The sequence below is a fragment of the Glutamicibacter sp. genome (genome assembly GCF_050701915.1).
GTDB lineage: Bacteria > Actinomycetota > Actinomycetes > Actinomycetales > Micrococcaceae > Glutamicibacter.
Genome location: NZ_JBOGEG010000004.1, coordinates 16,174 through 41,743 on the forward strand (window position 1 = coordinate 16,174; position 25,570 = coordinate 41,743).

At 59.5% G+C, this 25,570-nt stretch carries 27 protein-coding genes; 11 read left to right on the forward strand and 16 right to left on the reverse strand.

Annotation, left to right across the window (positions count from 1 at the left end; genetic code table 11):
* Positions 1 to 27 precede the first annotated feature (27 nt).
* The 3 genes from ACRDT3_RS04650 (at position 28) to ACRDT3_RS04660 (ending at position 2,777) form a co-directional block, all read left to right on the forward strand.
* Entirely contained in the window at positions 28 to 1,149 is a 1,122-nt protein-coding gene (locus tag ACRDT3_RS04650; RefSeq protein ID WP_431491865.1) for a sensor histidine kinase, read from the forward strand.
* Positions 1,146 to 1,829: a response regulator gene (locus ACRDT3_RS04655; protein WP_431491866.1), complete on the forward strand. Its 684-nt coding sequence runs from the start codon at positions 1,146 to 1,148 to the stop codon at positions 1,827 to 1,829. The genes ACRDT3_RS04650 and ACRDT3_RS04655 overlap by 4 nt, the downstream gene beginning before the upstream one ends.
* A 117-nt stretch (positions 1,830 to 1,946) precedes the next feature.
* Positions 1,947 to 2,777, forward strand: a complete 831-nt coding sequence (locus ACRDT3_RS04660; RefSeq protein ID WP_431491867.1) for a CPBP family intramembrane glutamic endopeptidase — start codon at positions 1,947 to 1,949, stop codon at positions 2,775 to 2,777.
* A 95-nt stretch (positions 2,778 to 2,872) separates the two neighbouring features.
* Here the strand turns inward: ACRDT3_RS04660 and ACRDT3_RS04665 are convergent, their stop codons facing one another.
* The 4 genes from ACRDT3_RS04665 to ACRDT3_RS04680 all read right to left on the reverse strand — a co-directional run bounded on the left by ACRDT3_RS04665 (position 2,873) and on the right by ACRDT3_RS04680 (position 5,978).
* Positions 2,873 to 3,382, reverse strand: coding sequence for a hypothetical protein (locus ACRDT3_RS04665; RefSeq protein ID WP_431491868.1), 510 nt, complete (start codon positions 3,380 to 3,382; stop codon positions 2,873 to 2,875).
* A 36-nt stretch (positions 3,383 to 3,418) separates the two neighbouring features.
* Entirely contained in the window at positions 3,419 to 3,871 is a 453-nt protein-coding gene (locus tag ACRDT3_RS04670; protein ID WP_431491869.1) for an NUDIX domain-containing protein, read from the reverse strand.
* A 283-nt stretch (positions 3,872 to 4,154) separates the two neighbouring features.
* A complete protein-coding gene (locus ACRDT3_RS04675; RefSeq protein WP_431491870.1) occupies positions 4,155 to 4,742 on the reverse strand; it encodes a DinB family protein in 588 nt (195 codons plus the stop codon).
* A 336-nt stretch (positions 4,743 to 5,078) separates the two neighbouring features.
* Entirely contained in the window at positions 5,079 to 5,978 is a 900-nt protein-coding gene (locus tag ACRDT3_RS04680; protein ID WP_431491871.1) for a DMT family transporter, read from the reverse strand.
* 122 nt (positions 5,979 to 6,100) lie between these two features.
* Here ACRDT3_RS04680 and ACRDT3_RS04685 point away from each other — a divergent pair, with 122 nt between their 5' ends.
* A complete protein-coding gene (locus ACRDT3_RS04685) occupies positions 6,101 to 7,045 on the forward strand; it encodes a LysR family transcriptional regulator (RefSeq protein WP_431491872.1) in 945 nt (314 codons plus the stop codon).
* Positions 7,046 to 7,330: 285 nt separating this feature from the next.
* Here the strand turns inward: ACRDT3_RS04685 and ACRDT3_RS04690 are convergent, their stop codons facing one another.
* The 5 genes from ACRDT3_RS04690 to modA are packed head-to-tail and all read right to left on the reverse strand — an operon-like array spanning position 7,331 to position 11,777.
* On the reverse strand, positions 7,331 to 8,209 hold the full coding sequence (locus tag ACRDT3_RS04690) for an NTP transferase domain-containing protein (protein WP_431491873.1): 879 nt from the start codon (positions 8,207 to 8,209) through the stop codon (positions 7,331 to 7,333).
* On the reverse strand, positions 8,206 to 9,453 hold the full coding sequence (locus ACRDT3_RS04695; protein WP_431491874.1) for a molybdopterin molybdotransferase MoeA: 1,248 nt from the start codon (positions 9,451 to 9,453) through the stop codon (positions 8,206 to 8,208). Before ACRDT3_RS04695 ends, ACRDT3_RS04690 begins: the two co-directional genes overlap by 4 nt.
* Positions 9,450 to 10,202 carry an ATP-binding cassette domain-containing protein gene (locus tag ACRDT3_RS04700; RefSeq protein WP_431491875.1) on the reverse strand — a complete coding sequence of 251 codons (753 nt, stop codon included), beginning with the start codon at positions 10,200 to 10,202 and terminating at the stop codon, positions 9,450 to 9,452. Before ACRDT3_RS04700 ends, ACRDT3_RS04695 begins: the two co-directional genes overlap by 4 nt.
* Positions 10,199 to 11,005, reverse strand: coding sequence for an ABC transporter permease (locus tag ACRDT3_RS04705; RefSeq protein WP_431491876.1), 807 nt, complete (start codon positions 11,003 to 11,005; stop codon positions 10,199 to 10,201). Before ACRDT3_RS04705 ends, ACRDT3_RS04700 begins: the two co-directional genes overlap by 4 nt.
* Positions 10,998 to 11,777, reverse strand: coding sequence for a molybdate ABC transporter substrate-binding protein (modA, locus tag ACRDT3_RS04710; protein WP_431491877.1), 780 nt, complete (start codon positions 11,775 to 11,777; stop codon positions 10,998 to 11,000). The genes ACRDT3_RS04705 and modA overlap by 8 nt, the downstream gene beginning before the upstream one ends.
* A 136-nt stretch (positions 11,778 to 11,913) precedes the next feature.
* Between modA and moaA the strand changes: the two genes are divergently transcribed.
* On the forward strand, positions 11,914 to 12,954 hold the full coding sequence (gene moaA / locus ACRDT3_RS04715) for a GTP 3',8-cyclase MoaA (protein ID WP_431491878.1): 1,041 nt from the start codon (positions 11,914 to 11,916) through the stop codon (positions 12,952 to 12,954).
* On the opposite strand, the gene ACRDT3_RS04720 is transcribed toward moaA, so the two are convergent.
* A complete protein-coding gene (locus ACRDT3_RS04720) occupies positions 12,951 to 13,496 on the reverse strand; it encodes a DinB family protein (RefSeq protein ID WP_431491879.1) in 546 nt (181 codons plus the stop codon). The genes moaA and ACRDT3_RS04720 overlap by 4 nt on opposite strands.
* 104 nt (positions 13,497 to 13,600) lie before the next feature.
* Between ACRDT3_RS04720 and ACRDT3_RS04725 the strand changes: the two genes are divergently transcribed.
* Positions 13,601 to 14,551 carry a helix-turn-helix transcriptional regulator gene (locus ACRDT3_RS04725; RefSeq protein WP_431491880.1) on the forward strand — a complete coding sequence of 317 codons (951 nt, stop codon included), beginning with the start codon at positions 13,601 to 13,603 and terminating at the stop codon, positions 14,549 to 14,551.
* A 379-nt stretch (positions 14,552 to 14,930) separates the two neighbouring features.
* Here ACRDT3_RS04725 and ACRDT3_RS04730 read toward each other — a convergent pair whose 3' ends face one another.
* The 4 genes from ACRDT3_RS04730 to ACRDT3_RS04745 form a co-directional block, all read right to left on the reverse strand.
* Entirely contained in the window at positions 14,931 to 16,226 is a 1,296-nt protein-coding gene (locus ACRDT3_RS04730; RefSeq protein ID WP_431491881.1) for an SAVED domain-containing protein, read from the reverse strand.
* A gap of 61 nt (positions 16,227 to 16,287) precedes the next feature.
* Positions 16,288 to 16,797: a Mov34/MPN/PAD-1 family protein gene (locus tag ACRDT3_RS04735; RefSeq protein WP_431491882.1), complete on the reverse strand. Its 510-nt coding sequence runs from the start codon at positions 16,795 to 16,797 to the stop codon at positions 16,288 to 16,290.
* Positions 16,776 to 18,071 carry a HesA/MoeB/ThiF family protein gene (locus tag ACRDT3_RS04740; protein ID WP_431491883.1) on the reverse strand — a complete coding sequence of 432 codons (1,296 nt, stop codon included), beginning with the start codon at positions 18,069 to 18,071 and terminating at the stop codon, positions 16,776 to 16,778. The genes ACRDT3_RS04735 and ACRDT3_RS04740 overlap by 22 nt, the downstream gene beginning before the upstream one ends.
* Positions 18,072 to 18,662: 591 nt before the next feature.
* On the reverse strand, positions 18,663 to 19,628 hold the full coding sequence (locus tag ACRDT3_RS04745) for an SMODS domain-containing nucleotidyltransferase (RefSeq protein WP_431491884.1): 966 nt from the start codon (positions 19,626 to 19,628) through the stop codon (positions 18,663 to 18,665).
* Positions 19,629 to 20,155: 527 nt separating this feature from the next.
* Here ACRDT3_RS04745 and ACRDT3_RS04750 point away from each other — a divergent pair.
* Entirely contained in the window at positions 20,156 to 20,947 is a 792-nt protein-coding gene (locus tag ACRDT3_RS04750) for a hypothetical protein (RefSeq protein ID WP_431491885.1), read from the forward strand.
* Between the two features lie 529 nt (positions 20,948 to 21,476).
* Here ACRDT3_RS04750 and ACRDT3_RS04755 read toward each other — a convergent pair.
* Together ACRDT3_RS04755 and ACRDT3_RS04760 are read right to left on the reverse strand one after the other, a co-directional pair.
* Positions 21,477 to 21,884, reverse strand: a complete 408-nt coding sequence (locus ACRDT3_RS04755) for a molybdenum cofactor biosynthesis protein MoaE (RefSeq protein ID WP_431491886.1) — start codon at positions 21,882 to 21,884, stop codon at positions 21,477 to 21,479.
* On the reverse strand, positions 21,881 to 23,062 hold the full coding sequence (locus ACRDT3_RS04760; RefSeq protein WP_431491887.1) for a ThiF family adenylyltransferase: 1,182 nt from the start codon (positions 23,060 to 23,062) through the stop codon (positions 21,881 to 21,883). The genes ACRDT3_RS04755 and ACRDT3_RS04760 overlap by 4 nt, the downstream gene beginning before the upstream one ends.
* A 37-nt stretch (positions 23,063 to 23,099) precedes the next feature.
* Between ACRDT3_RS04760 and ACRDT3_RS04765 the strand changes: the two genes are divergently transcribed.
* The 4 genes from ACRDT3_RS04765 to ACRDT3_RS04780 are packed head-to-tail and all read left to right on the forward strand — an operon-like array spanning position 23,100 to position 25,537.
* Positions 23,100 to 23,351, forward strand: a complete 252-nt coding sequence (locus ACRDT3_RS04765) for a MoaD/ThiS family protein (RefSeq protein ID WP_105658553.1) — start codon at positions 23,100 to 23,102, stop codon at positions 23,349 to 23,351.
* A gap of 3 nt (positions 23,352 to 23,354) precedes the next feature.
* Complete coding sequence (locus ACRDT3_RS04770; protein ID WP_431491888.1) at positions 23,355 to 24,587, forward strand: molybdopterin molybdotransferase MoeA; 1,233 nt, start codon at positions 23,355 to 23,357, stop codon at positions 24,585 to 24,587.
* The gene (gene moaC / locus ACRDT3_RS04775; RefSeq protein WP_431491889.1) at positions 24,580 to 25,056 is read left to right on the forward strand and encodes a cyclic pyranopterin monophosphate synthase MoaC; all 477 of its coding nucleotides are present in this window, start codon (positions 24,580 to 24,582) and stop codon (positions 25,054 to 25,056) included. Before ACRDT3_RS04770 ends, moaC begins: the two co-directional genes overlap by 8 nt.
* Positions 25,046 to 25,537, forward strand: a complete 492-nt coding sequence (locus tag ACRDT3_RS04780; RefSeq protein ID WP_431491890.1) for a MogA/MoaB family molybdenum cofactor biosynthesis protein — start codon at positions 25,046 to 25,048, stop codon at positions 25,535 to 25,537. The genes moaC and ACRDT3_RS04780 overlap by 11 nt, the downstream gene beginning before the upstream one ends.
* Positions 25,538 to 25,570: the final 33 nt, after the last annotated feature.

A 25,570-nucleotide genomic window follows, 5' to 3' on the forward strand; every position in this document is an offset into this window, starting at 1 on the left:
ACCCGGGGCCGCGTGTACGATTCTGGGGTGAAGACTGTGCATTGGCCGCTGGCCGGATTCAGCTGGGACGCCGTATCCGCTGCGGTGCTCATCGGCTTGTCATTCGTCTCCGGGGTGGCACGGCAGGGCCTTGAACTGGCGGACTCCCCCAATCACCCGCTGAATCTGCTTGGCATAGTGCTCATCGTGTTCCAGGGCGGCTCGGTGGCGGTACTGCGCCGCTGGCCGCATTGGTCTTTGGCCCTCGCCTTTTCGTCGTTTGCCGCTTACCAATTGCTCGGGTTCCCCACCACGTTCGCGGCGCTCGGCCTGCTGGTGGCCCTGATAGGCGCCGGCGCGCTGGCGCAACGGCACCGGACGCTGACCGTATCGCTGCTCCTAGCCGGCTACGTCCTGCTTGTCGCGGCCCTGATTCGGATTGACCCCACGCTCACGGGACCCGACGCCTTCGCCTTCGGAGCGATGCTGGCGGCGCTGTGGATCTTCGGTTCCTGGCTTCGGGCGCAGTCCGCGATGCGCCGGCGCCACACCGAAATGCTGGAAAGGGAGATCATCCTGGCCGAGCGGACGCGCATCGCGCACGAACTGCATGATGTGGTCACCCACCATGTCACGGCGATGGTGGTGCAGGCCGAGGCCGGAGGGTTCCACCCGCAGCTCGATGCCAAGACGCAGCAGCTGCTGGCTTCCATCGCCGACGGGGGCCGGAAAACGCTGGCGGACTTGCGCAGCCTGCTCGGGGCACTGGACGGGAAAGCGGAAAAGCCGCGGGTGCCCGCCGAGCAGCAGGCCGCCGAGGTCATCGCTCGGGCACGGGCTTCTGGCCAGAATGTGGAATTCGCGGAGCAAGGCGAGCCCTACCCGCTCACCGGGGCTACGGGACTGGTGGTTGTCCGGGTAGTCCAGGAAGGCCTGACGAACGCGCTGAAGCATGCGCTCGATGGCGCTGCAACGGTAGGCATCAGCTACGGCGAGGATGAGATCATGGTCGAGGTGGCCAGTTCTGGCCGCCGCGCCAAGGGCTCGGCATCGAACTCTGGAGGCCGGGGGATCATCGGGATGCGAGAACGTGTGGAACTGGCCGGTGGCCAATTGCAGGTCGAACAGCTCGCTGAGCAGTTCGTGGTCAAAGCGAGGATCCCTCGATGACCTCCACTCCAACGAACATGCCAATCCGCGTGGTCATCTGCGATGACCACGAACTTGTGCGCGCCGGATTTTCCACCATCATCAACGCCCAACCCGATCTCGTGGTTGTCGGCGAGGCGGCGGATGGAGAGGAAGCGGTACGAGTCACCCGCCGCGAGCGCCCGGATGTCGTGGTGATGGATATCCGCATGCCGCTGCTGGACGGAATCGAAGCGACCCGGAGAATTGCCGGGCCGCAGGCCTCCGACGCGGCGCGAGTCCTGGTGGTGACGACCTTTTCCCTGGACGGCCTGGTGTATGACGCACTGCGCGCCGGCGCGAGCGGCTTCCTGCTCAAGGATGCCCGGCCCGCGGAGCTGGCCGCGGCCATCCGGAGCATTGCCGCCGGTGACTCGCTGATCGCCCCGGCGCTGACCCGCTCCTTGATCGGCCGCTTCGGCGACCGGCTGCGGCCCTCGGCAAAGGACGCCGCCATCTTCGAGGCGCTAACCGCGCGCGAACGCGAAGTGCTGCAGCTGATCGCCGAAGGCCTGTCCAACGCGGAGATTGCAGCGCAACTGGTGATCAGTCCCGAAACGGTGAAAACCTATGTGTCTCGCATCTTGTCGAAGCTGCAGGTGCGCGACCGGGTGCAAGCTGTCGTGCTCGCGCACAAAACGGGATTCGCCGACTGGTCCTGACGCGCTGGTCCCCCGAACGGGGGATCCCAAGTGCCTGCCCGCGGGTGATTTGCCCCGCGCCCCAACGCCGTAGCGTCTTGTTCACACCCACTATCGGGTAGCGAACAAGGAGCAAGAATGACAGAAGCTACGCAGAATTCCCCCTCCCTCAGGCAAAAAACCTGGATCTCCACAACCCTGATGGTCACTGGAATGGCCATAGCAATGCTGATGGCCAATGCCCTGGCCGCGTGGCCGCGCAATCCGGTGGCAGCCTTGATCATCGGACCCATCCTGGCCGTGGTGATGATCGGCCTGTTCAGCATTGCGGGACAACGAGTCGAACGCCGCAAGGTAGAAGAATTCCCGAGGCGCAACGGCGTCCGCCATGTGCTGGTCGGAACGGGGCTCGGGGTGCTGATGTCCGGCGCTACAGTAGGCATCCTCGCCCTCTTCGGCGCGTACACGATCACCGGCTGGGGCTCCGTTTCCGGCATGCTGGCCGTCGCCGGAATGATGTGCGCGGTTGCGGTGTCGGAGGAAGTGTTCTTCCGCGGTGTGGTCTTCCGCCTGCTGCGTGGCCGTTGGGGTACCACGGTGGCGCTGAGCGTCTCGTCAATCCTCTTCGGGCTCGTCCACCTGGTGAATCCGGACGCGTCGCTGTGGGGTGCCTTCGCTATCATGATCGAAGCTGGAATCATGCTCGGCGCCGCCTACCTCGCCACCGGATCGCTATGGCTGGCGATCGGCGTGCACTTCGGCTGGAACTTCGCGACCACCGGCCTTTTCGGCTCGGTCACCTCGGGATCCGAGGCCCGCGAGTCGCTGGTCACCGCAGTGACCAGCGGGCCGGACTGGCTGTCCGGAGGAGCCTTTGGACCCGAAGCCAGCATCGTGGCAATCGTGGTCTGCTCGGTGGCAACCCTCGTGTTCTTCGCTGTCGCCCGTCGCCGTGCCGCAACCGTCTGAAGATTCCCGGCCTGCACCCCAATGCGCGTCACGCATTCGGGCTGCAGCCGAGGATCCACCCGTACAGCTCAAGCTGGCTCGGGACAGCCTGAGGGCTACTTGCGCTCGGGATTTTGCGGATCAAACACCGTTTGCGACAGCGGCGCATAGGCGTACCAACCAGGATGCTCCCCACGCAGAGCCCTTTCCCGGACTTCCGCAATGTCCGCTTGGAACTGGTTGTTTTCCACGACAAAAGCCTCGAAAGCTTCAGCAGCCTGCGGATTCTGAGCTGTACCGCTCGCCTGGAAGCTGCGCGCAGGGCAGTCATCGTCTTGAGCGCTCAAATCGATGATGAATTTGTTGCCGAGTTCATCGGCTACGCGCTGTGCCAGCAGTAAACCTTGGGCATAGAACTCGCGACCGAGCTCCGCTAAGTTCCATTCATAGTCGCGGTCCAGGCCTTCATAGAAGAGCTCTTCCCATCCGATAAGATCGGCTGCCAGTTCAGGTGACAGCCCTGCCGCGTCATAGGGAACCGGGTCTGGAAACCATAAAACCGTATCCGCATGGTCCGGAAACATTCGGACCGTGCGGGACTCGGATTCGTCCATGGAACTGTTCATGGATAGATCATACCGATGACGATGCGGCGTTCCTGCTCAGCTGAGAACAGGGTTCAACTGGTCGCTGAGTTTCCCGAGCATGGCACCGAGCCCGGCTGCCAGGACGTGCGCCTGTGCCAGTGGTAGCCACCAGCATTCCCAGGACTCGGGTGTGCCGCCATGCGAGGGATCTTGTTCACCGGCTATCCAACGCCGTGAAAGATCTTGCCGGGGAACACTGAGTTCGAAGTAGTGCCGGTTAGCAATTTCGACTCTCATGGGCCGTAAGTCATAGGCCATCGTTCCAAGGTCTCGTGTAACGAAGCCTTCTATTCCAGTCTCCTCGAAGAGCTCACGTACGGCCGCTCGACCGGGGGTTTCACCCGGCTGGAGGGTTCCAGCCGGCACTTGGACTCCGGTGACATGCATGGGGTGCTGCAAATGCGTGAAGACCAGCAGGTGATCGTCTTGGACAACGTAGCAAACTGCTTTTTCTATCACGCTCGGCATTGCTTGATAATACCAACAGCACCGGCTGGCCTAGCCGGGAGCACAGTCCGTCCCTCATCGGTTTCGCGCCAGGAGCCATGCATTCAGCATCGGGCATTGCCGCTAGCGCTAGGTCGATGTTGGGTTTGAGCTGCACGTGGTTCCTCACCATTGCAGCCGCTCAATCGACGAACTGAAGTGCCGGGGAGTCACAGGTCCCTTATTTCAAAATATCCAGCAGGGTTCTGGTTCGGGGATCTCCGCCGCAAGCCTGCCGGACGACAGAATCAGCACGCCGGTAGAACTAGGCGTTCTCGGCTAGCTTTTTCATCTGCAAGCGTTGTTCTTCCCACTGGTCGGCAGTGAGCTCTGGCAGGTTAGGTGCCGATGGCCGTAGACCGACGAAACCGTCCAGCTGCTCCCGGACGATATCCAAGTGCCCGGCATGCCGGTGCGACTCTGCGATCATATGCACCAGGAGCCGTTCCACCGTGGTGTGCCGATGCTTTCCCCACCATGGCACTACAGCCGGTGAACCCAGCTCCAGCTCGTCAAGCACTCCATCGGCTGCGGCAATCGCTTCCTTGTAGAACGTGACTGCATCATTCAGAGTCATCCCCGGTGGCGGGAGGAAGTCTGCTTGCGCGTCATCGGAATCGGAGATGCTCCGGATAACCGGATTCTGAATTTCGCGGCCCAGGCATTCGATGAAGTACCCGGATTCGGTGACGGCCAGGTGGAGCAGCAGCCCCATGGCGTGGGTACCTGTCGAGGTCATGGGCGTTCGCGCTTGGGCATCGCTCAGCCCTTCGCATTTCCACAAGATGGCTTCGCGGGCCTCGTTGAGATATTCGCGCAGCAGCGCGCCGCGGTCACTTTTATCAATTGGCATGAGCCGAGTCTAATGCCGCGATGGAAGCAGGAACATAGGCCGCTGCAGGACGGTGCACAGCAGTGACTGCTCGCTCTAATGCCTAGGTAGCAAGCCCGAGCATCAAGGTGACGTTCGCAGGACGGTTTCAGGGAAATCCGGCTACTTGCAAGATCGAAAGGTGGGGACATTACGCCATTATCCAGTCCGGCCTCGGGTGCAGGTCCAAGGAGAGCCGTGGTTTCCCCGTAACGGCGGCTACAGGTTGCACGCGCAAACGCAGAATACGAATAGGAGTACATCCCGTATGTACAGCATTCGCAACTCCCAGGACAGGATGGATATCGCATTGCCGTGTCAGTTGCCATCAGCTTGCCCAACCACCGGTGCCAAGCCTTCCTTGGCCGTTGGGCCGCTTCCGCGCCAGCGTTGTTCAGCACGTGCACCCCACCACGTGGCCCCCAGGAGTACAGCGGCGCCCGCATATCCGAGTGCGCCTATCGGATCTGAGGCCAGGAGCACTCCTGCCAGCAGTGCCCATCCTGGTTCTGTGCCAAGAAGCATGCCCGCACGTGACGCCGAGGTGTGCTTAGTGGCCCACAGCTGCCCAAGAAAAGCGAAGATGGTGCAGCCCAGGCACAGATAGGCGATGGTGAGCCAATTTTCGATGCTGAAACCCGGAAGATGCTCGAGCAACGAATTGCCACCCCACGCGGCGAAGATCGCAGCTCCGAACACTATCTCGACCGTGGTTAGTCCCAGCACATCAGCGTTCCTGCCAATGGTAAACCGTGCCTCGGCAACTCCGAGCAGGGCCCGGGTTACCGCCGCAAGGAGCATCAGGCCATCGCCAAGATTGGCCCCGGAGAACCCCTGCCCACCCACGAGCAGCGTAATCCCGACCAGTGCAAGAAGAACGCTGGAGACCAGAGATGGGGAAAGCCGTCTTCTCGTGAGTGCGGATTCGATCAACGGGGTGAAGAGAATGGAAAGGGCAATGATAAGTCCGGCATTGGTGGCACTTGTGAGCGTGACACCAATGGTTTCCAAAGCGATAGTCGCCGCTCGCATGGTCCCGAGCAGGACTCCGGGCAAAGTCGAGTCCCGGAGCCGCATGTTGGAGCGGGCGAGATTCACGCAGAGCAAGATTGCCGCTGCGGGCAGGAAACGGGCGCACATCACCGCGGCAGCAGACGAGGCCATCGCGAGATCTTGGGTTGCCAGGTAGCTCCCGCCCCACATGATTGCGATGATCATCAGGATTATATCGGGAAGAAAGCGATGGGTCGCGCGGGGATTTTCTGGCATGCTTTCACTTTAGGAAGGCAAACCATGCAGAACAACGGCCAGTGTCTTCACTATCCCGTAAGCTAAGCTTCATGGAAGTGCATCACCTGCGAACCCTGCGCGAGCTCAGGGACCGGGGCTCGGTAACTGCAGTAGCCCAGGCTCTGCACCTTTCGCCGTCTGCCGTATCCCAGCAGCTTGCAGCGCTGCAACGCGGGATGCCAGTTGCCCTGACCGAGCCGCGCGGCCGCGTGCTGGTGCTCACCCCCGCTGGGGAGCGGTTGGCCGACGCCGGCGGAGAAGTACTGGAGTCTCTCGCACGCGCAGAGAATTCCGTCTCCGAATACCTGCTGGCACGTCAAGAGCCCGTTTCGGTCACCGCTTTCCACAGTGCCGGACTGGCCTGGTTTCCGCCGCTCATCGCCAGCAGCCTGAGCGATCCAGACGGCCCCATGGTGCATTGCCGGGACGAAGACGTGTCTATCAACGGGTTCGTCGATCTGGTCGGGAACCATGATCTGGTCATCGCCCACCGCCCGCTGGCCTCAGCTGCATGGCCGGGCAACAGGGTGCACGTCACGCCCGTCCTGCAAGAGCCGATCGACGTGGCACTCCACCGGGAACACCCGTTAGCGCAGCAGGAAACGGTGCGCTTGGCCGATTTGGTGGGCGAAACCTGGGTCGCAGCACACGAGGGATTCGCACTGGAACCGTTGCTGGTCCAAGCGATGTTTGCCAGTGCCGGAAACCCGATTCAGATCGCGCATCGCGTCAATGAATTCAACCTGGTGGCGGCGATCATCGCCGAAACCCGCATGCTTGGGTTGCTGCCTCGATATACGGGGCTGACCCCATATTTCCGCGAGCACGTAGTGCTGCGTCCCCTGGCAGACCTCTCCCTCGGCCGCCATATCGACATCTTGACCAGGCCCGAAGCACGGACCCGGGTGAGCACGCGCACCGTGATTGACCGGATCATCAAGATTGCCGACCGGACTCGCCTCCACGCGGAAGAAGCGTTGCCGAAAGGCCACTAGCCTCGCTGCAAGCAAATAGCGCATTCTGGTCGTCTGCTCGTCCTGCGAGAAAATCGCGACCAGGAATCGGGCGATTACTGAATCCCGGGTATTCAAATTATCGAAGCTTCCTTGATTCCCTGCCTAAGTCAGGGCTCGGCGAAAAGGCGCACGCCCCGAAGCACTCCCAGGATCTGTAATTAGCGGTCAGTCCGGCAACAAATCGAAAAGGGCCTCTCTTCAATTCGCTCCAACCGTACGCACAATCTCACTGGTATTGCACTGCGGTCTCAAAGGATTCATGGCTTACGTTGTTCCTTCAGGATGCTCATCAGCCCAGCGGTGGGCACGCGAGACCAGTTGCTCGGACAAGCCGGACAAGTCTCCCTTGCCGCTGCCCATGGCCAGGCCGAGCAGGAAAGTGCTCAGGGGCGCTGCAGGCCGGGCCACCTCGTGAGCTACATGCTTGGCAACATCAAGCATGGTAGCGATATCCACCTCGCCGGAGTCCAAGCCCAGTTCCTTGGCGGCTGCTTCCAGCCAATCGTTCAATGCTTCTGGCGGCAGATGCTGTGCCATGGCTTTCCTTTCATTCCGGCGGGCGATTTCCAGCGCCTGCGGCGTATCAATATCACTGCTGGTTTCATCATCCACCGGGACCCGCGCCAATTGCAGCTGATTCAAGGCTCGGCGCACCGGGGCATTGACCACGTTCTCGCCCAGCTCTGCGCAGACCGAGGCCAGTGCCGCGGTGCGATAGATTCCAGCCAGCCACTGGGCATGCCCTTCAGCGTCAACCAGCAATAGGCCATCGGCTGCGCGTTGTCCAAAGCCATTGATCAACGCGCTGGCCACGGCGACCGGCCGTTGCAGGTCGCAGGCCAGGACCATGGTCCATTCGCTGTTTTCACTGCCAGCAAGTTCAGCAAGCCCGGCAGAGATACCCGCCAAGGGGCCGGCGAATGGCGGATCCTCCCTGATGACCGAATCAGCCTTGGTGCCGGTGGATTCCGGGCCGACCACAACTACCCGTTCTGCGCCGGTCTTGCGGGCCGCGGCGACCACGCGGTCAACCAGGCGCTGGCCGTGCAGCTCTATTTCGGCTTTGCCTTCGCCACCAAGGCGAGTGCCCCTGCCACCGGCCAGCACCAGGGCATCGAAGCCGACGAGCACCGGGGCGCTCATGGAATCATCCTCAGTACTTCGACTTCATCGCCCGGGTGGACCTGGCCGATGCCAGCCGGGACCAGCGCGTAGCCTTGGGCAGCGCCGAAGCCGCCCACCGAATGGGAAATGCTGCTGGCTTGGACCGCCGGGGCGCACCGCAGTTGTTCCCCATGCTCGAAGACTACCGGGATGACCTGCATGCGTCCGGCTGCGGCTTTCCATCCCACCGCGGCGATGGCGCGCAAAGTTGGGCGCAGCACCTCGCGGTGGCCTTGCATGGCCCGCAGGCAAGGGCGCACGAACAGCTCGAAGCTGACCGCCGCGCTGACCGGGTTGCCCGGCAGGGCGAAGACCATCGCACCGGCCTCCAAACGGCCTGCGCATTGCGGCTGCCCGGGGCGGATCTTCGCCCGGGCTGCCTGCACCCCAGGCTCTGCTTCCAGCACCTGGCGCATCACATCATAAGCACCGGGACCAACTCCCCCGGTGCTCAGGACGACATCATGGGTTGCTCCAAGCAGGTCCAGCTGTTCGCGTACCGCTGCGGTGTCATCCACGCAGTGCACCACGGTAGCTGCCTGGATGCCGGATTCGGACAGGAGCCCTGCCATGAGCAGCGAATTGGTTTCCGGGATTTGCCCGCGCGACAGCGTTTTTCCGGGCGCAAGCAGTTCCGCCCCGGTGACCAGCACCGCCACCTTGGGCATGACGCGCACCGCCAACGTGCTGGCACCGGCTGCAGCCAAGGCAGAAAGACGGGCGGCGGTGAGCTGCTCGCCGGCATAGGCCACCAGGTCTCCGGCGGCCTTGTCCTCGCCGCTGCGGCGGATGTCCTTGCCTGCTGGCACCGGCACATGGATCTGCACGGTAGAGGCATCCCAGCCCTCTGCCGCGGCTGAAGTATCCTCGATGCGCACCACGGCATCGGCATCCGTCGGGATCGGGGCACCGGTCATGATCTTCACGCACTGGCCCGGTCCCAGCTTCGGGTCCCAGCCGCTGCCCGCCGGCACTTCGCCGATGACTTCCAGGGCAACTGGCGCCACAGCGGTGTCATCCGAGCGCACCGCATAGCCGTCCATCGCCGAGTTGTCCCACAAGGGCAACGGGTGGGTGGAGGTGACGTCTTCAGCCAGCACCGCCCCGTGCAGGGCGGCAAAACCGCCAGCCAACTCGATCTCCTGCGTGGCCAACGGCACGACCTGCGACAATAGCCGAGTACGGTGCACTTCAAGTTCTACTGGTTCATTGCGGGTGCTCATGATTGCTCTTCCTGGATGCTCCTCGGGTGCTGCGCTGGCAGGGTGGCCACCACTGCGCGCACAAAGCGGTTGGCCGGGTCGGCGAAGACCTGCTCAACTGTTCCCTGCGCAATAATTCTTCCCCGCTCCAGCACCAACAGGTCATCGGCGAGCGCCAGGGTATCGGCGGCCGAATGCGAGACGACAATGGCGCTGGTCGCCGTGCGTTCCAGTTCTTCGCGCACCAATGCGCGCATATCCATGGCGGCTTCGACATCCAGCGAGGCGAAGGGCTCGTCGATCAGCAGGATCTTGGGCTGGGCGGCCAATGCCCGGGCCAGCGCGATGCGTTGGCGCTGCCCGCCGGAGAGGGCCTCTGGCCGGTGCGCGGCGATTTCTTCCAGTCCCAGCCGCCTGATCCATTCGGCGGCCACGGCCTTGGCGGCAGCCTTGTCCAATCCCCCGGCCCGGGCGCCAAAGGCGATATTCTTCAGGGCATCCAGATGCGGGAACAGGTGCGGGTCTTGGCCCAGCAGTCCGACTTCGCGCAGGTGCGGCGGGCGGTGCTGCTTCGCATCGGCCAGCAGGGAACCGGAAAGCTCGATGCGGCCCCCGGCAATCTTCTGGATCCCGGCAATGGCATGCACAATGGTGGACTTGCCCGAGCCGCTGGGGCCCATCATCGCCAGCGTGCTTCCGGCAGGCACCTGGAATTCGACGTCTACGTCGAATCCGGTGCGCGGCACGCGCAGCGCAACCTTCAATGTCATTTCAACGCCCCCGGACGCCAGGCGCGCACCAGCAGCAGCACCACCACTGCGGTAGCCAGCAGCAAGAGCGAGAGGGCAACGGCCGAGTCTCGCCCGGTTCCGGCCCCGTTGAACGCGGTGTAGATAGCCAGCGGCATGGTCTGGGTGATCCCCGGAGCGTTGCCGGCGAACAGCGCGGTGGCCCCGAATTCGCCGATGGCCCGCGCGAAGCACAGGATCACTCCGGCCACTAGGCCCGGTGCCGCCAACGGCAAAGTGATGCGGGTGAGCACCATCCAGCGCCCGGCACCCAGGGTGGCGGCGGCCTGTTCGTACCCGGCGCCGGCGGCACGCAGCGAGCCTTCCACGGAGAGCACCAGGAACGGCAGGGCCACGAAGCTCTGGGCGATGACCACCGCGGCGGTGGAAAAAGGCAGGGTAATCCCCCACATGGAATCGATGAATTGTCCGATGGGGCTGGTGCGCCCAAAGAGGAAGAGCAGGGCCACGCCGCCGACCATGGGCGGCAGCACCAGCGGGACGGCGATCAGGGCCCGCAATAGCTGAGCCACCCGGGCCGAGCTGCGGGCCATCAGCACCGCCAGCGGCACGCCGAGCAGCACGCACAGGGCGGTGGCCGCCACCCCGGTGCGCAAGCTCAGCCAGAGCGCCGAGAGGGCTTGAGGACTGGTGGCATCGGCCACCAGCGTGGACCAGCTGGCACGGGTGACCAATGCAAGCAGCGGCAGCACCAGCAATCCCACGCCCAGCAAGGCCGGCGCAATAGCGAAGCCTGGAACCCGTACCCCGGTGTCGCTAGCCATTGGCCTGCGCAGCCCCGGTGCCGAAACCGTGCTCTGCCAGGATTTCCTGGCCCCGCTCGCTGATCACGAAGTCCACGAAGGCCTGCGCGCCGGGGTTCTGACCCAGCGTGGCGATCGGATAGGTGTTCACGACCTCGTCAGCTCCTTCCGGAACGATCGCGGCGACGTTTTCGTCACCCAGCACATCGGTGGCGTAGACCAGTCCGGCATCCGCTTCGCCGGCGGCCACCTTCTGCAGCACCGCGGTGACATTCTGTTCCTCGCTGGCCGGGGCCACTTCGACACCCTGGGCCTGAAGCAGCTGGCGGGAGGCAGAGCCGCACGGCACCTGCTGCGCGCACAGCACCGTGGTGGCCTCTGCAAGGTCTGCCAGCGAATCGATATCCGCCGGGTTATCTTGAGGCACCGCGATCACCATGGTGTTGCTGGCGAAGATCACCGGCTCGTGGCCGAACCCGGCCTCCGTCACCTCTAGCATGTTGCGTTCATCGGCCGAGGCGAAGACATCCACGTTTGCGCCTTCAAGAATCTGTGTGGCAAGCGTCGAAGAACCGTCGTAGGAGATGCTGGCAATGCGCACCTCCGGGTGTTGTGCGGTGAATTCCTCGGAGATCTGCTCGAAGGCACTCTGCAGGGAGGCTGCCGCGGAGATGGTGATGGGTTCGGAAGCAGCCTGATCGGAAGAGCCGCTGGCCGAACAGCCCGCCAAAGCCAGCACGGCCGCCGCGAGCCCGGCAAGGGCTCGGAGCCGTGGAAACGGGCGGTGCTGCATGGGTTCTCCTTGAAATCGGGGGCTGGTGCCAATGCTACCGTCGCGCCAACCGGGGCCGATCCATTTGCGTACTTGATTTGTTACTTTCAGGTTAACCGTCTTCCACGCAACGGTGCCGGAGGCTACTGTGGAATGTATGAAAGCACAAGCGGCCGGCACCCTGGGCGATGCCCGTGGACGGCCCCTGCACGACCTGCGGATTTCGGTGACAGACCGCTGCAATTTCCGCTGCGTGTATTGCATGCCCAAGGAGATCTTCGGCCGCGACTTCGTCTTCCGCGAGCGCTCCGAGCTGCTCAGCTTCGAGGAGATCGAGCGGTTGGCCCGCGTCAGCGTTTCGCTGGGGGTCACCAAGCTGCGGTTGACCGGCGGAGAGCCGCTGCTGCGCCGCGGCATCGTGGATCTGGTGGCGATGCTCTCCAAGCTGCGCACTCCTGAGGGCCAGCCGGTGGATCTGGCAATGACCACCAACGGGTCGGCGCTGCCGGTGCTCGCACCTGCGTTGAAGGAAGCCGGGCTGAACCGCGTGACCATCTCGCTGGACTCGTTGGATGACGAAAAGTTCAAGGCCATCAACGACGTGGATTTCCCGGTCTCCCGAGTGCTGCACGCCATCGACGTGGCCCGCGAGGTCGGCCTGGGACCGGTCAAGGTCAACACCGTGGTCAAGCGCGGGGTCAACGATTCGGAGATCCTGTCGCTGGCCGAGCACTTCCGTGGCAGCGGGGCGATCCTGCGCTTCATCGAATACATGGATGTGGGCACCACCAACGGCTGGAAGCTGGATGAGGTAATGCCCTCCTCCGAGGTCGTGGCCATGGTCAACGAGCGCTGGGCACTGGAACCGGTCACCAAAACCGAGCCGGGCGAAACGGCCAACCGCTGGCGCTACAAGGACGGCGCCGGGGAGATCGGCGTGATCTCGAGTGTCACCAATGCCTTCTGCGGCAACTGCTCGCGCGCCCGGGTCTCGGCCGAAGGCCAGCTCTACACCTGCCTGTTCGCCGGCTCCGGCTACGACCTGCGCCAGCTCATGCGCGACGGAATCAGCGATGAGGATCTTGCCAAGGCACTGACCGGGCACTGGCGCAAGCGCGATGACAACTACTCGGAGCTGCGCGCCGCGCTGACCCCAGGCAACCGCAAGCGCATCGAGATGTCCTACATCGGGGGCTAGCCCATCGATTTCTGCCCGTCCAGGGATTCGCGGATGATATCCGCATGCCCGGCATGCTGCGTGGTCTCGGCGATGATGTGCAGCAGCGTCCGGCGCACCGACCAGTGCGTGTCGGTGAACCACGGGGCAGAAGGAAGCTCATGGATGACGTCCAGATCCGCTTCTGCCAACAGGGCATCGGTGCGGGCGGCTACCTGCGTGTAATTCTCCAGCAGCTCATCCAGGCATTCGTCCGGCTGCATGCGGAATTCGTTGTAGAAGGCTACGATGGCTTCGGGCGGCATCTGGCTGAAATCCACCCCGTCCCAGGCCATGGCGGCACGGCCCTTGACCATGAATTCCTGCCACTGCTTTTCCACGGCGCTCACATGCTTGATCAATCCCCCGAGGGTCAGCTCGCTCACCGTGGTGCGTTGCGCTGCCTGCGGATCACTCAGCCCCTGGACAGTGAAACGAAGGAAATGCCGGGCGTTGGCCAGAGCCTGGAACAGGTCGGCGCGTTCCCCGGTGAGGGTGGTGTTGGTGGTGGCCATGGTGCTCATGATTGCCTCCTGGCATAAGCTGCAGCCGGTATTTCCAGCTGGTAATAATCAGATTAGAAGTGAAAAGTGCCAGTTTTTGTCCTAAATCAAGACAGACTTGTTGCATGAGTACCAGCACCAGATTCTTGCGTTTGCTTTCCTTGCTGCAGACCCACCGTTACTGGTCCGGAGACGAGCTCGCAGAACGCTTGGATGTCAGCTTGCGCACCGTGCGCCGGGACATCGACCGGTTGCGCGACCTGGGCTATCCGGTACAGGCCGATCGTGGTGTGGGTGGTGGTTACCAGCTGGCGTCCGGTACCGCGCTGCCTCCGCTAGTGCTGGACGATGGGGAGGCCGTGGCCTTGGTGGTCGCGTTGCAGTCCACCGTTCATGGAGGATCCTCTGCACTGGCCGAGGCCGCGTTGCGGGCCATGGGAAAAGTCGTGCCGGTGCTTCCGGCCGGGCTCCGAAAGCGGGCGCAGGCGTTGACCGCGAGCACTGTCCCGCTCAACTCCAAGTCCTCAGCACCGGATCCAGTGGATCCGGCGGTATTGGTGGCTTTGGCCCAGGCGTGCCGCGACCGTGAACGAATCGCCTTTGACTACAAGGATGCCAAGGGGGCAGCAAGTTCGCGCCGGGTAGAACCTGTCCAGCTGGTGAATGTGGGCAACCGCTACTACCTGGTGGCATTTGATCTGGACCGCGATGATTGGCGCAGCTTCCGCGTGGACCGCGCGCAAAACCCCTCACCGAGGGCATTGCGCTTCACGCCCCGCCCAGTGCCAGGTGGCGATGCGGCGGCTTTTGTTCGCGCAGGATTGCGCGGGAGCGGGCAACCGGAAGTGAGCGCGCGTGTTCACGCCAACGCCAAAAAGCTGGAGCCGCTGATCGGTCGCTGGTTCCAGATCCAGCAGATCGATGAGAACAGTTGCCTCGTGCGCACCGAGAATATGGATCTGAGGTGGGCGGCATTCGGTCTGGCGATGAGCGAGGCCAAGGTCAGCGACATACAGCCGAAAGAACTGCGAAAACTTCTCGATTCGTGGTCTTCCAACCTCGCCCCGGTGTTCTGAGAATGACAAATGAATACCAATCGCAGTACATTACTGAAGACGAGCAGTTCCTCGCTAGGGGATTGATCTCCGTTCACCTATGGGCTCGACAACTTCGTACCTACGCAGGCGCGAAGACATTTTCGTGGCTTTTATTGCCCATACCTACGGCCCACAAACTAGGCGTCAGCATAATTCCACAAAATAACTACCGATAAGATACGTTATGTAAAGCAGTAAAGAATTTATTTGCTTTACCGCACATAACGAACTTTCGGGTAACGCATCGCATCGAACCCCAACTCTGCCTTTGCCTGGGATTTATCAAAAAGGACTATTTGCAAAATAGGCGAACTGGGAGCCGATAAGCCTTACCTTTCGGCAGACCTTTGTCAACAGCTTAAATGAGCACCTCTTCTATTGCCCCGTCGCTTGCCGAAGCCCGTACCTTCAACGTCGGAACGTATCTTGCACGATAGTCACCTCCTGGTTCAATCGGGTCCGAATCGTCCCATTCATAAACGACACATCTTAGAGTATTGGTCAACCGTCCAACGAGGAGTGCCAACGGGAATGGGCAACGCAGTAAAATGTGTGTCTGCGCGTTATTATTTTCATTCGATATTGCACGGATATGCGCCGCGATCTCAGAAGCAATACGGCCAGCGTCTCTCGGGTCTATGAGCGAGTTATCTAGGTTTGAGATATGACGCCAAGCCACAATAAAATCACGGCTTTCCTCAAGGAACCGGTTGAACGCAGTATCGCTACGTTGAGGTAGGAGATCAATGTATATGGCAACGGAAGGCCTACCTAGTGAGATAGCCGATTGGTTCTTCCCTTCGTCTAGAATCTGCACCTTTGACATATCATGTAAATTCGATTCATTTTGGCTTTCCCAGTCGACCCCTTTTTGATCAATAACCACCATTTTGCCAACTCGCGACGAAGGAAGCGCTGCGCCAACGGCGAATCCGACTGATAGGTGTCCTCCTCCCCGAATGCAAAGACGATGCGCACCTGAACGAGTAACCGCATCTGGTAGCAAGCCTATAGTGTCCTTAAGATCATGTAAGCCCTCGGCATTTGGAAGACGTTCGTGGTCAGAGGGACGTAGACGGATGTCTAGCTCGGCTCCAGTACGGTCATACACCTGCGGAGTGTTTCTAGTCTGAAGACTAAGATTGAAAGTCTGTTCACGATTTTCAACTCGTTCTCGTAGAGAAGCAACTCGATGCCACACTAGACCGCGCGTCAGAGCTTTAAGCCCCTCGCGAGTAGCTGGATTTTGATCTACACCACTTAACTGTCCAGGCCGGCGTTCCAGGAGCCGGTCTGGAGCATCATAGTCCGTTCGCGACTCAACGTTTCGGACTGAATTCGCGATTCCTAGTACGAAATTCTGATGGCGTTGATGTAACTCAATAAGACGAGGCGCCTCGACCATTTTGACTACTCGACTGTTTACGACGTCCGGTGTAACAACAAGAATTCCGCCCGAGATCCCTGCAGCAATTGCCTGATCAAGGCGGGCTTCGGTATCTCCTGGCGGCAAATCATCTCGATCGCGCCACACTGGGATCCCCGCCGTTCGAAGAATCCATGCAAGTTCTGCTGTTATCGCAGTTCCGTCATTCTGCCGGTAGGAAATAAAAATCGGGTCTGAAGGATCGAGCGTTTGGTGCCTACCAGTCATGGAACTTCCTCTTAATTATTCCTGATTAATGACCCGAATATTATTGGGAAAATAAATTAATTCACAATTCAGTGTCGTTCAGTTTTTCCATCTTTATTTGCTGAATATGCTTGCGATCAATTAACCAAGTAGCGATAGTGGTTCGATCTGATGAATCGATGCATGCAATGATGGCAACGAATCGTGCAAATGCGAGTTCCCTATCGTGTAGATGACGCAAATACGAGTGCAAATCTACGCTACTCGGTGATAACGGTCCAGAAGGATGAGTGTGCCATTCCCCAATCCACTCGCTTTTGTCAGTATTCCAAGCAGTTTGAGCTAGTTTTTGTGCATGTTCGAGATCACGTAGGAACGTATTCTGACCGCGCTGCGCTCCTGGACCGGGGTCCCCGGCATGCCTAATTATAATATTTCCGTTCCTGGTTTCGGTTCCAAGTAGAATTCCACCTGTTTCTAACCCGTCATAAGAGCGCTTCGCTTCGCGGTTGATTGAAGCACGCGCCGAATCAGAAATTTTTATTTGGCGCATCTTTACATGGCCTTCTCTCAAGGGAAGCAAGTCGGACATGATGGGCGTGGCTCTGGCAATGAGGACCATCGAATGTCGCATGCCCGACTTATATCAAAGGGAGCCGACAAATCACCAATAGGACGGAGACCGACTGTGGCAAGCTCACCAGGTAACTGTTGCGTGTGGTCACCATGAATCGACTCAAGCAGCGTAGCCACTGCCATTTTGGCGGCGAGCGTACCAATGTAGCGCAGATCTGGCGGTACGGCAGTCATAGGACGGTGAACGTGCCCGGTTCCGTAGTCCAGCTCTTGGTCTGCCTCAGCATCCATAGCCCCGTGGTCGGAGAGATGACGACGTAGGCATAGCAGGCAACCAAAGCGAGGAGTTGGGCGAAACCTAACAATCTCACCCACAGCGCCACCGTCTAGAACGCAGGCCATAACCAAAGGCTTTTTAGCATATCGTGCGAGATGGCTGACTACACGTCTAGGAGCAATGCCATCCGCGGCGCATATCACCATGTCGACGCCTTTAAGAAGGGGAGCAAAATAATGAGCTTGATTAACAACATTTAGCCGATGCGTGGCGACTTGTTGGCTTGGCCATCGTTTGGCAAGGTAATCTTCCATGGCCGCTACCTTGAAGCGCCCTACGCTTTCTGGGCCGAGTATATGGCGAAGCGTGTTATGCCAAAGCAATCGATCTGGATCAACTAGTTCGACCCGCCCAACTCCGTATCCAGCTAAGGATTCAATAGCGGAGCTACCGATGCTTCCACAGCCCACTACCATCACACTGTTAGTAGCCAGTAGTTCGATAGGCCATTTACCGGAAAGCTGACCCAACCCAATTTCGTCTGGTTCAATTTCGAGCTGAAGTGGATATACCTGATCTCGACTGATCAGCCATCCTACGAATTCCGCAATCCCTACTTCCTTTAGTTCTGAAGGAATATTGGGGTCTTGCGTAACGACAATATTGAGTGTATTCCCAGGATCCATAACGCCCGGGACCATTCTTCTGAAGGCATCGAAATCGAATGCAGTACCGGGACGGCTGGCCAGAGAAAAATGATGGATGTGGGCATCATTCTCTGAAAGCCTTATCCACTGACCAACCGCAATATTGTCACCGGAACGAAGTGTGGTGTATTGGCGATCAATTACTACTTGTTGGCGTATGCCTTTGGCTGTTTCAACCGCGTGAACTACATACATATCATCTGCGGGAACACAACGAAGTGCCAGCGCACCACGAGCTAACGTGGAGTCTGAGATCTTAGACTTTGCGTCGCTGGTCATCAATACGTATGGGTCATGGTTGGGCATCCGGACACCTGTCATGATCCGCTATTTTGGTTGATTTTAGGCTAGCCACTGCCTCCGCGATCAAATGGTCGTAGGAAGGATCTGAGACAATTCCATTGACCGACATCTGATTGATAGAGCCGGACTTCATGAGTGCATACTCAATTCTCCATCCCGCGGCCTTGAGTAGTAGATCGACGATGCTGGCTTCCGGTTGCCATCCGCCAAGGCTTTGGAGAAGACATAGAGACCCGTCAGGCGCTACGTGCCAGGCTGACTGAGTCCTTTCCCAAAAAGTCGGTGTGGGATTTAGAGGGTAGATGACTGGTGGAACCATGGGATGTGCAGAAGAATAAGAGAGATAGATTTCGAGCTCGGATTGTCCTAACAGGTCACCCAGAGCCGCTGGGCGCGATCTTTCGAATGGCCAGCAAGGGATCTGCCCTATCCATCCTCCATGCAACGACCCCTCGTGGGAGGGGCTTATATATTCAAGGGATGGAGTGAAATCATGGACTTCTCGTTGATCACGCGCTAGGCGTGCTGGATCCCGTTCCATCCAAGAAACCGGGACAAATTCAGTGGCGTCTGAAGCTGGTATGTCCACTTCATTCATCCCTGTGGCGTGTCCTTCACCAAGCGCGGAGTAGCCGGCAGGGTTGCAGGTGCTAGGCCTCCTCTTGACTTTGGCGGTTTAGGGAAATCGTCACCAAAGACCTCGCCCCAATATTTAATAGCATTAGTTGAGTCATTGTTAATCTGAGCTCGTACTGCTTTGATCGTATTTTCTCGTGCAGACTGCAGACAGTCACTAAACTGAGAATAGTCGAGGTCAGGCTGAATCGGACCGCACAATCCAGCGGGATCGTGGACTTCATTTCCTCCTGCAATTTGATAGGAGGCGCTGACAAAAAACTGATTAATAGCTGATGGCTGATTACTGTTTGTTGGCAAGCAATCAAGCGAAAGAACCTCTGTTACAAGCGACTTGATCTTTATTTCCTGTACCGAGGCCCACCACTTAAGCATTCGGACTGTTTCAGTAAAATCGTTCCACTCGTTCTGACGAGTTGCTACCTCAGCAATAAGGTATTCGGGATCGCAGAAAACCCAATCCTTTGAGATCGCTTCCGGAATTAATAGCTTTCCCTCGCGCCTCAGTGCGGGCATCGCATCTACAGTAAAAGCATCCGGATCATTCGGGTCATCCAGAAAACATTTGACGGCATGATTACGCCAACGAGCAAGCCGGACTGCCTTCTCATACGTCCCGTTAGTCGCACCGAGTAACGCATTGACTCGCTCACGCGTGTGGTTGAGCGCATCAGATGCTGACTCTCCAGGACTTCCCCAGTCTGGGTGGTCGTCCTCGTTGAAAATGATAATCACGTCAACATCGTGGATAGGATCTTTGTGAGTCCCGCGAGCGAAGGATCCGGAGGGTACGACCTCTTTAACGTCTTGCTCCGCCTCGAATGCTCCAGCAAAGAGATCACGCCTGATACGCGCCTCGCGGACATTTTCACTGTCCGCATTGACAACTTTCTGGAACGCATTAAAAGCTTCTGCCACGTTCATATCGACTCCCCCAGCCAACTCGAATGTTTACTGCCCATCATAGCCAGAAAATAGTTGCTATAGCTCTTCCATTATGAGTTGATCCCCCGTTCGCTCGATCATCTTGTGGTCGATGAAAGAAGCGTTATCAAAAGATGGATGAGGGAACCAATTCTGAGTTTCCAGGCGACTAGTGATCAACAACCTTACCCACGAGTTGGAAACGATTCTAGATATGTCAAAATCATTCATTTTTTGACACACCGTTCAACTGCTCCGGACGAAAATTCTTGAGGGTTGAAAATTCCACAGATTTCCGAGTCGTTTCATCGCAAAACCCAGTGTCACAAACTATGTTTCGTAAGTACATTCGCTTCACGAATATTGATATATAGGAAGCTACGGGACACCTCCTCGGATACACCTGTGTCTCCACCAGCGATCAAGACACGCAATTCCAACTCGATGCACTGGCTAAAGCAGGGTGGTTGGGGCCGCAACTGGACTGGTCCCCCGTTCCAGAGCCAAGACACCCCTATCCTGAATTCATGACTAATCACTTCCCAGGCCATAATCCAGAGAATGTTGATGAAGCAATCAAGCTCATCGACCAGTTACGTGAAAAAATTACCTTGATTCCCGCAACTCCGGAATCTGGTAGCGATTTAGCAAACGATGAGATAGCAACCATTCCTCCCGTGCACCCTGCTCAACTCGTCAGCCTTATGCTTGCCAATGCCTGGAGTTGTCTAGATAGTGCCCGAGAGATCTACCAGCCGGGATCGAACCGGCGAATAACTGCTATTGAAACGCTTCTACGGACTGCGCTGATTGCAAGTGCGAGAGCAGCATTTATTTTGATTCCAGAAGATCCTAAAGAACGTCAAGACAACGCGACCCGTGTCGCATATGCAAGTTTCCAAAGTGGTCAACGTGCGTGGAACGAACTTGGAAATTTCAAGCATTTAATTGATGATGCTCAGGGCGGTAAACGAGTTTTTGACGATGTCTTTGAGTATTTCAATGATAAAAAATACCCTCGTGGCGAGGAAAAATTGATCAAAGACATGCTGAAGTTGCTCGTTCCATACTTACAGGATTCTGGAGATGAAGATTTCCTCTATGAGTATCTTCTTCTCATGTGGCATGGGTACAGCGGCGTTGCTCACGCAAATCACTGGCAGTTCTCGCTTTCGCAACACCTTATGGAAGGGAGCGGATCCATAGCTGTTGGAGATATTACCTCCAACCTTCTAACTGTCGCTCAAGTGGCTGATTACAGCGTAGACCTCTACTACTGGAAATCTATCGATCGTAAATCAAGAATGGAAAAGAGCTAACCTGCTCTTCAACATTTGTAGTAGCGGAGTCCTCATGGGCATTTGAGAGGGACGCCACTTGCTCCTGGATCTTGCTGGAGGCTGCCCCGGTCTGCTCGTCTGACTTTTTCATGGGGGGCTATTCAGGGTTTTAGAAGGAAGACGGTTATGGTGTTGGCACGCAACCTAAGGGTTGCGAGGCGTGTCGCCACACACCGATTCTTCAGACGAAAATCCTTGAGAACTCAAGGCTCAGATTTCTTGCAACCATGTGTTGCAACCACCTTCATAAATTCGTGAATCAGCTATCCGTTGCAAGACACTGCTTGTGTCCCCATCACCGTTAATCCGTGGTTCGTTCTCTACCGTCAGAGGAGGTATCCGTGCTTTCTCCAACGTTTCTCGTTACACTGCGCTCTTATGAGTTGAAAACCTGCTCACTATCAACTCATGCGCGCTAGATAGGTCTATCCCGCACGGACCCGGATACTAGTCGTTTTAAAGCACTGAATCATACACAGCCCATCTAGCTTTACCTGAGTACAAAAGGCTAGAGCCCAACCCATTCCGAGCTGCCGGAAGTGAAGTGCTGCTTCTTCCAAATCGGCACCTCAGCTTTGATGCGCTCCACCAGGTTCTCAATTGCGTCGAAGGCTTCCTTGCGGTGCGCAGCCGCCGAGGCAGCCACCAGCGCGGCATCGCCAATCTTCAGCGGACCCACGCGGTGCACAGCCGAGAGCTTCAGGCCGGTGCGTTCTTCTTCTTCGGCAATAATCTTCTCCAGGAAGTCCTGCGCCTGCGGGTGACGGGAGTAGTCCAAGGAATTCACCGACTGGCCACCATCGTGGTTGCGAATGATCCCGTGGAACATCACCAGCGCACCGGCGGTATCAGACTGCACGGCATCGCGGACGGAAGCCTCGTCGATAGGTTCTTCGGTAATCAGCGCATAGCTCATGAGCGGGTTCCTTCGGTAGGTGCGGGTTCGGCCAGTAGCTGCGGTGCCACCGCGGCCAGTGCGGGAAGCCCGTCTTCAAGATAGTTTGTTTTGATGCCTCGTCCGGCGAGCAAGGACGCTGCGCGTTGCGAGCGTGGGCCACGGGCGCAGTAGACCGTCACCTGTGCTGGTATCTGTTCCAGATCCGAGCCGGATTCGATGGCTGCTTCCAGCTGGGGCAGCGGCAGATGCAAGGAACCGGCAATATGCTGTTGTGCGCGTTCGTCATCATTGCGCACGTCCAATAAAACCGGGGCATCGGAACCAACTAACAATTCGGCGAGCGCCTCGGCGCCGATGCCTTCAGCCTCAGGTAGTGCTCCCGAGCAGAAGAGCACGTAGTCGATCAGCTCGGTGACTTCGCCAGCTTGAGGATCACGGGAGAATTCGAGGGTGCGGGTGCTTGCAGCCAGCGCATCGTAGATCAGCACCTTGCCCACCAGCGGGGCACCGATTCCGGCGATCAGCTTCAAGGCTTCGGTAGCCAGCAGCGAACCGATGGTTCCGCACAATCCGGGCAGCACTCCCCCGGCGGCACAATCCGGAACGGTGCCCGGGGCCGGCGGGACCGGGAACAGGTCGCGGTAACCAGGGCCATGCTCATGCCAGGCCACGGAAACTTGTCCGTGATGCTGCAGGATCGATCCCCAGATCAGGGGAATGCCGGTGAGCTGCGCTGCGTCATTGGACAGATAGCGGGTAGGGAAGTTGTCGCTGCCATCGATGACGAGGTCATAATTCGCAAAGATCGCCAGCGCGTTCGATGAATCCAGTCGCAGATTGTGCTCGATGATCTTCACGTTGGGGTCCAGCGATTTGGCGGCCTGCGCCAGGGAAGCGGTCTTGGCCAGGCCGATATTCGCGGTGGTGTGGGTGACTTGGCGGTGCAGGTTGGATAGCTCCACCATGTCATCATCGACGATGCCGATGGTGCCTACCCCTGCCCCGACCAGATACGGGACGCTGGCGCTGCCTAGTCCTCCCGCGCCGATAACCAGTACCCGGGCGGCAGCCAGCCTGCGCTGCGCAGTGTCATCAAATCCGGGCAACGAGAGTTGGCGTGCAGCGCGAGCAGCCTGTTCGCCGCTCAGTGGCGGCCCGGGGGCCACAAGCGCGGGAAAGTCGCGTTCGCTTTTCATCGTGCTCCTTATCGCCTAGGCGCGATAGCATGAAGTCATGTCGAAGATTACGATACGCTACTTCGCTGCCGCGGCGGCAGCAGCGGGCTGCGAGCAGGAGAGCTGGGAACGCCCCGATACACTCGCCAGGCTGCGTAGCGAACTGATCGATTCCTACGGACCTGAAATGGCCCAGGTTTTGCGCGCCGGAAGTTTCCTGATCAACGGCGTGGTGCGCCGCGATGCCGGCGAGCTGGGCACTGCCGACGATCTGACCGTGGATGTCCTGCCGCCGTTCGCAGGCGGATAGTCCATGTCCTGCACTCTGGAAAGCCATCGCGCGGAACTTGAAGAGCTGCTGTCCCCGGTCTTCGCCTGCCTGGACAATGAAGTGCTGCCCATCGATAGCCCTGAGGCCAGCGATCGAATCCTCAGCGAGGACCAGTACGCCCTTTTGCCCATCCCTGCGTTCACCAATTCGCAGATGGATGGCTACGCTGCGCGCAGCGCGGATCTGGCAGCAGCCTCGCTCCGCTCCCCCATCTCTTTGCCATTGGGTTTCACGGCTGCTGCCGGCGACCGGCAAATATCCCTGGCTGAAGGCACGGCCAGTCCGGTGATGACCGGTGCGATGATCCCGCTGGGTGCTGACACCGTCATCCCCATCGAGGAAAGCGGCTCTGGCGCTTTCCCGGAATTGGTTCGTGCCGGCTTTGGCACCCCCAGCGGCCACGCGGAATTCTCGGCCCCCAGCGCCGCGGGCCGCTTCATCCGCCCCGCCGGCGGTGATCTCGAAACCGGCGCCTTGGTGGCCAAGGCCGGAACCCGGCTGACCCCGACCATGATTGCTGCACTGGTTTCCAGCGGGCTGCGTGAAGTACCGGTGCGCCGGGCCTTGAAGGTGGCCGTGTGCACTACCGGCGATGAGCTCAGCGATGGGCAGCGTTCCCAGGGCCAGATCCCGGACTCGAATTCCCCTATGCTCGCAGCCTGGCTGCGCCGCTATCAGGTGCAGGTGCGCACCTTGCAGCTGCCCGATGATCCGCAGCGCTTCGCCCTGGCCATCGATGTCTTGCAGGAACAGGTTGACCTGATCGTAACCGTGGGCGGCATCAGCGCCGGAGCCTACGAGGTGGTCCGCCAAGCCCTGTCACCGCTAGGCGGCAGCTTCCATCATGTGGCAATCCAGCCCGGCGGCCCGCAAGGATTCGCCCAACTGCCCAAGGCGGCGGTACTGTGCTTCCCGGGCAACCCGGTCAGCGCCCTGTTATCGGCAGAGCTGTTCCTCGCCCCGCTGCTGCGACAGCTCAATGCCCTGCCCGAGCCGGTGCCGCAGCACTACCAATTAGCGTCCGATGCGGCCTCACCCGAGCACAAGCACCAGGTGCGCCGGGCCGTGATCCGTGATGGGATGGTGGAAATCCTGGATCCGGGATCCCACCTGGTCCATGACCTGGCCCGCGCCGACGCGCTGGTGCACATCCCGGTAGGCGTCAGCCAGCTGGCTGCCGGCCAAAGCATTGAAACTTGGAGCATGAATGTCTGAGAAACTCACCCACCTGCGCGAAGACGGCAGCGCCCACATGGTCGATGTCAGCGACAAGGCCGTCACCAAGCGCGTGGCCACCGCCGAAGCCATCTTCGCCACTCGCCCGGATGTTGTCCCGATGCTCATGACCGGAAACCTGCCCAAGGGCGAGGCATTGGGAACCGCGAGGGTCGCTGGCATCATGGCGGCCAAGCGCACCTGGGAACTGATTCCGCTGTGCCACCCGCTGCCGATTTCCAAGGTGTTCATCGATTTCACCGCCGAGGAATCCGCCGTGCGCGTCACCGCCCAGGTGACCACCAAGGGCGTCACCGGGGTGGAGATGGAAGCGTTGACCGCGGCCAGCGTTGCCGCCTTGACCCTCTACGACATGGTCAAGGCCGTGGACAAGCACGCCGAGGTCCGCTCGGTAAAGGTCTTGGCGAAGTCCGGCGGCAAGAGCGGTGACTGGGTTCGTGGAGACTAGCCGCACGGCGGCCGTGGTCGTTGCTTCGACCAGTGCCGCAGCAGGCGCCGCCGAAGACAAGACCGGCCCGCTGATCGCCCGGTGGCTGTCCGAGCGCGGTTTCGAGGCCGGCGAGCCGACGGTGGTGGCCGACGGGCAGCCGGTGCGCTTTGCCGTGGATGATCTGCTGGCCAACGATGCGCAGGTCGTGATCGTGACCGGCGGGACCGGGGTCTCACCACATGACCAATCCCCCGAAATGGTTGCCCCGCTACTGGATGTCCAGCTGCCCGGAATCATCGAGGCCATCCGCCGGCGCGGAGAAGCCTCGACCCCGCTGTCCATCATTACCCGCGGGGTTGCAGGATTCGCCGGCAGCAGCTTCGTCATCACGTTGCCCGGATCCACCGGCGGGGTGAAAGACGGGCTGGCCGTCCTGGATCCGATTCTGGAGCACCTGCTGGTCCAGCGCAGCGGCGGCACCGGGCACGGCCCGCGATAAGTTTTCTAGCATCACGATTGATCAGAAAGGCCA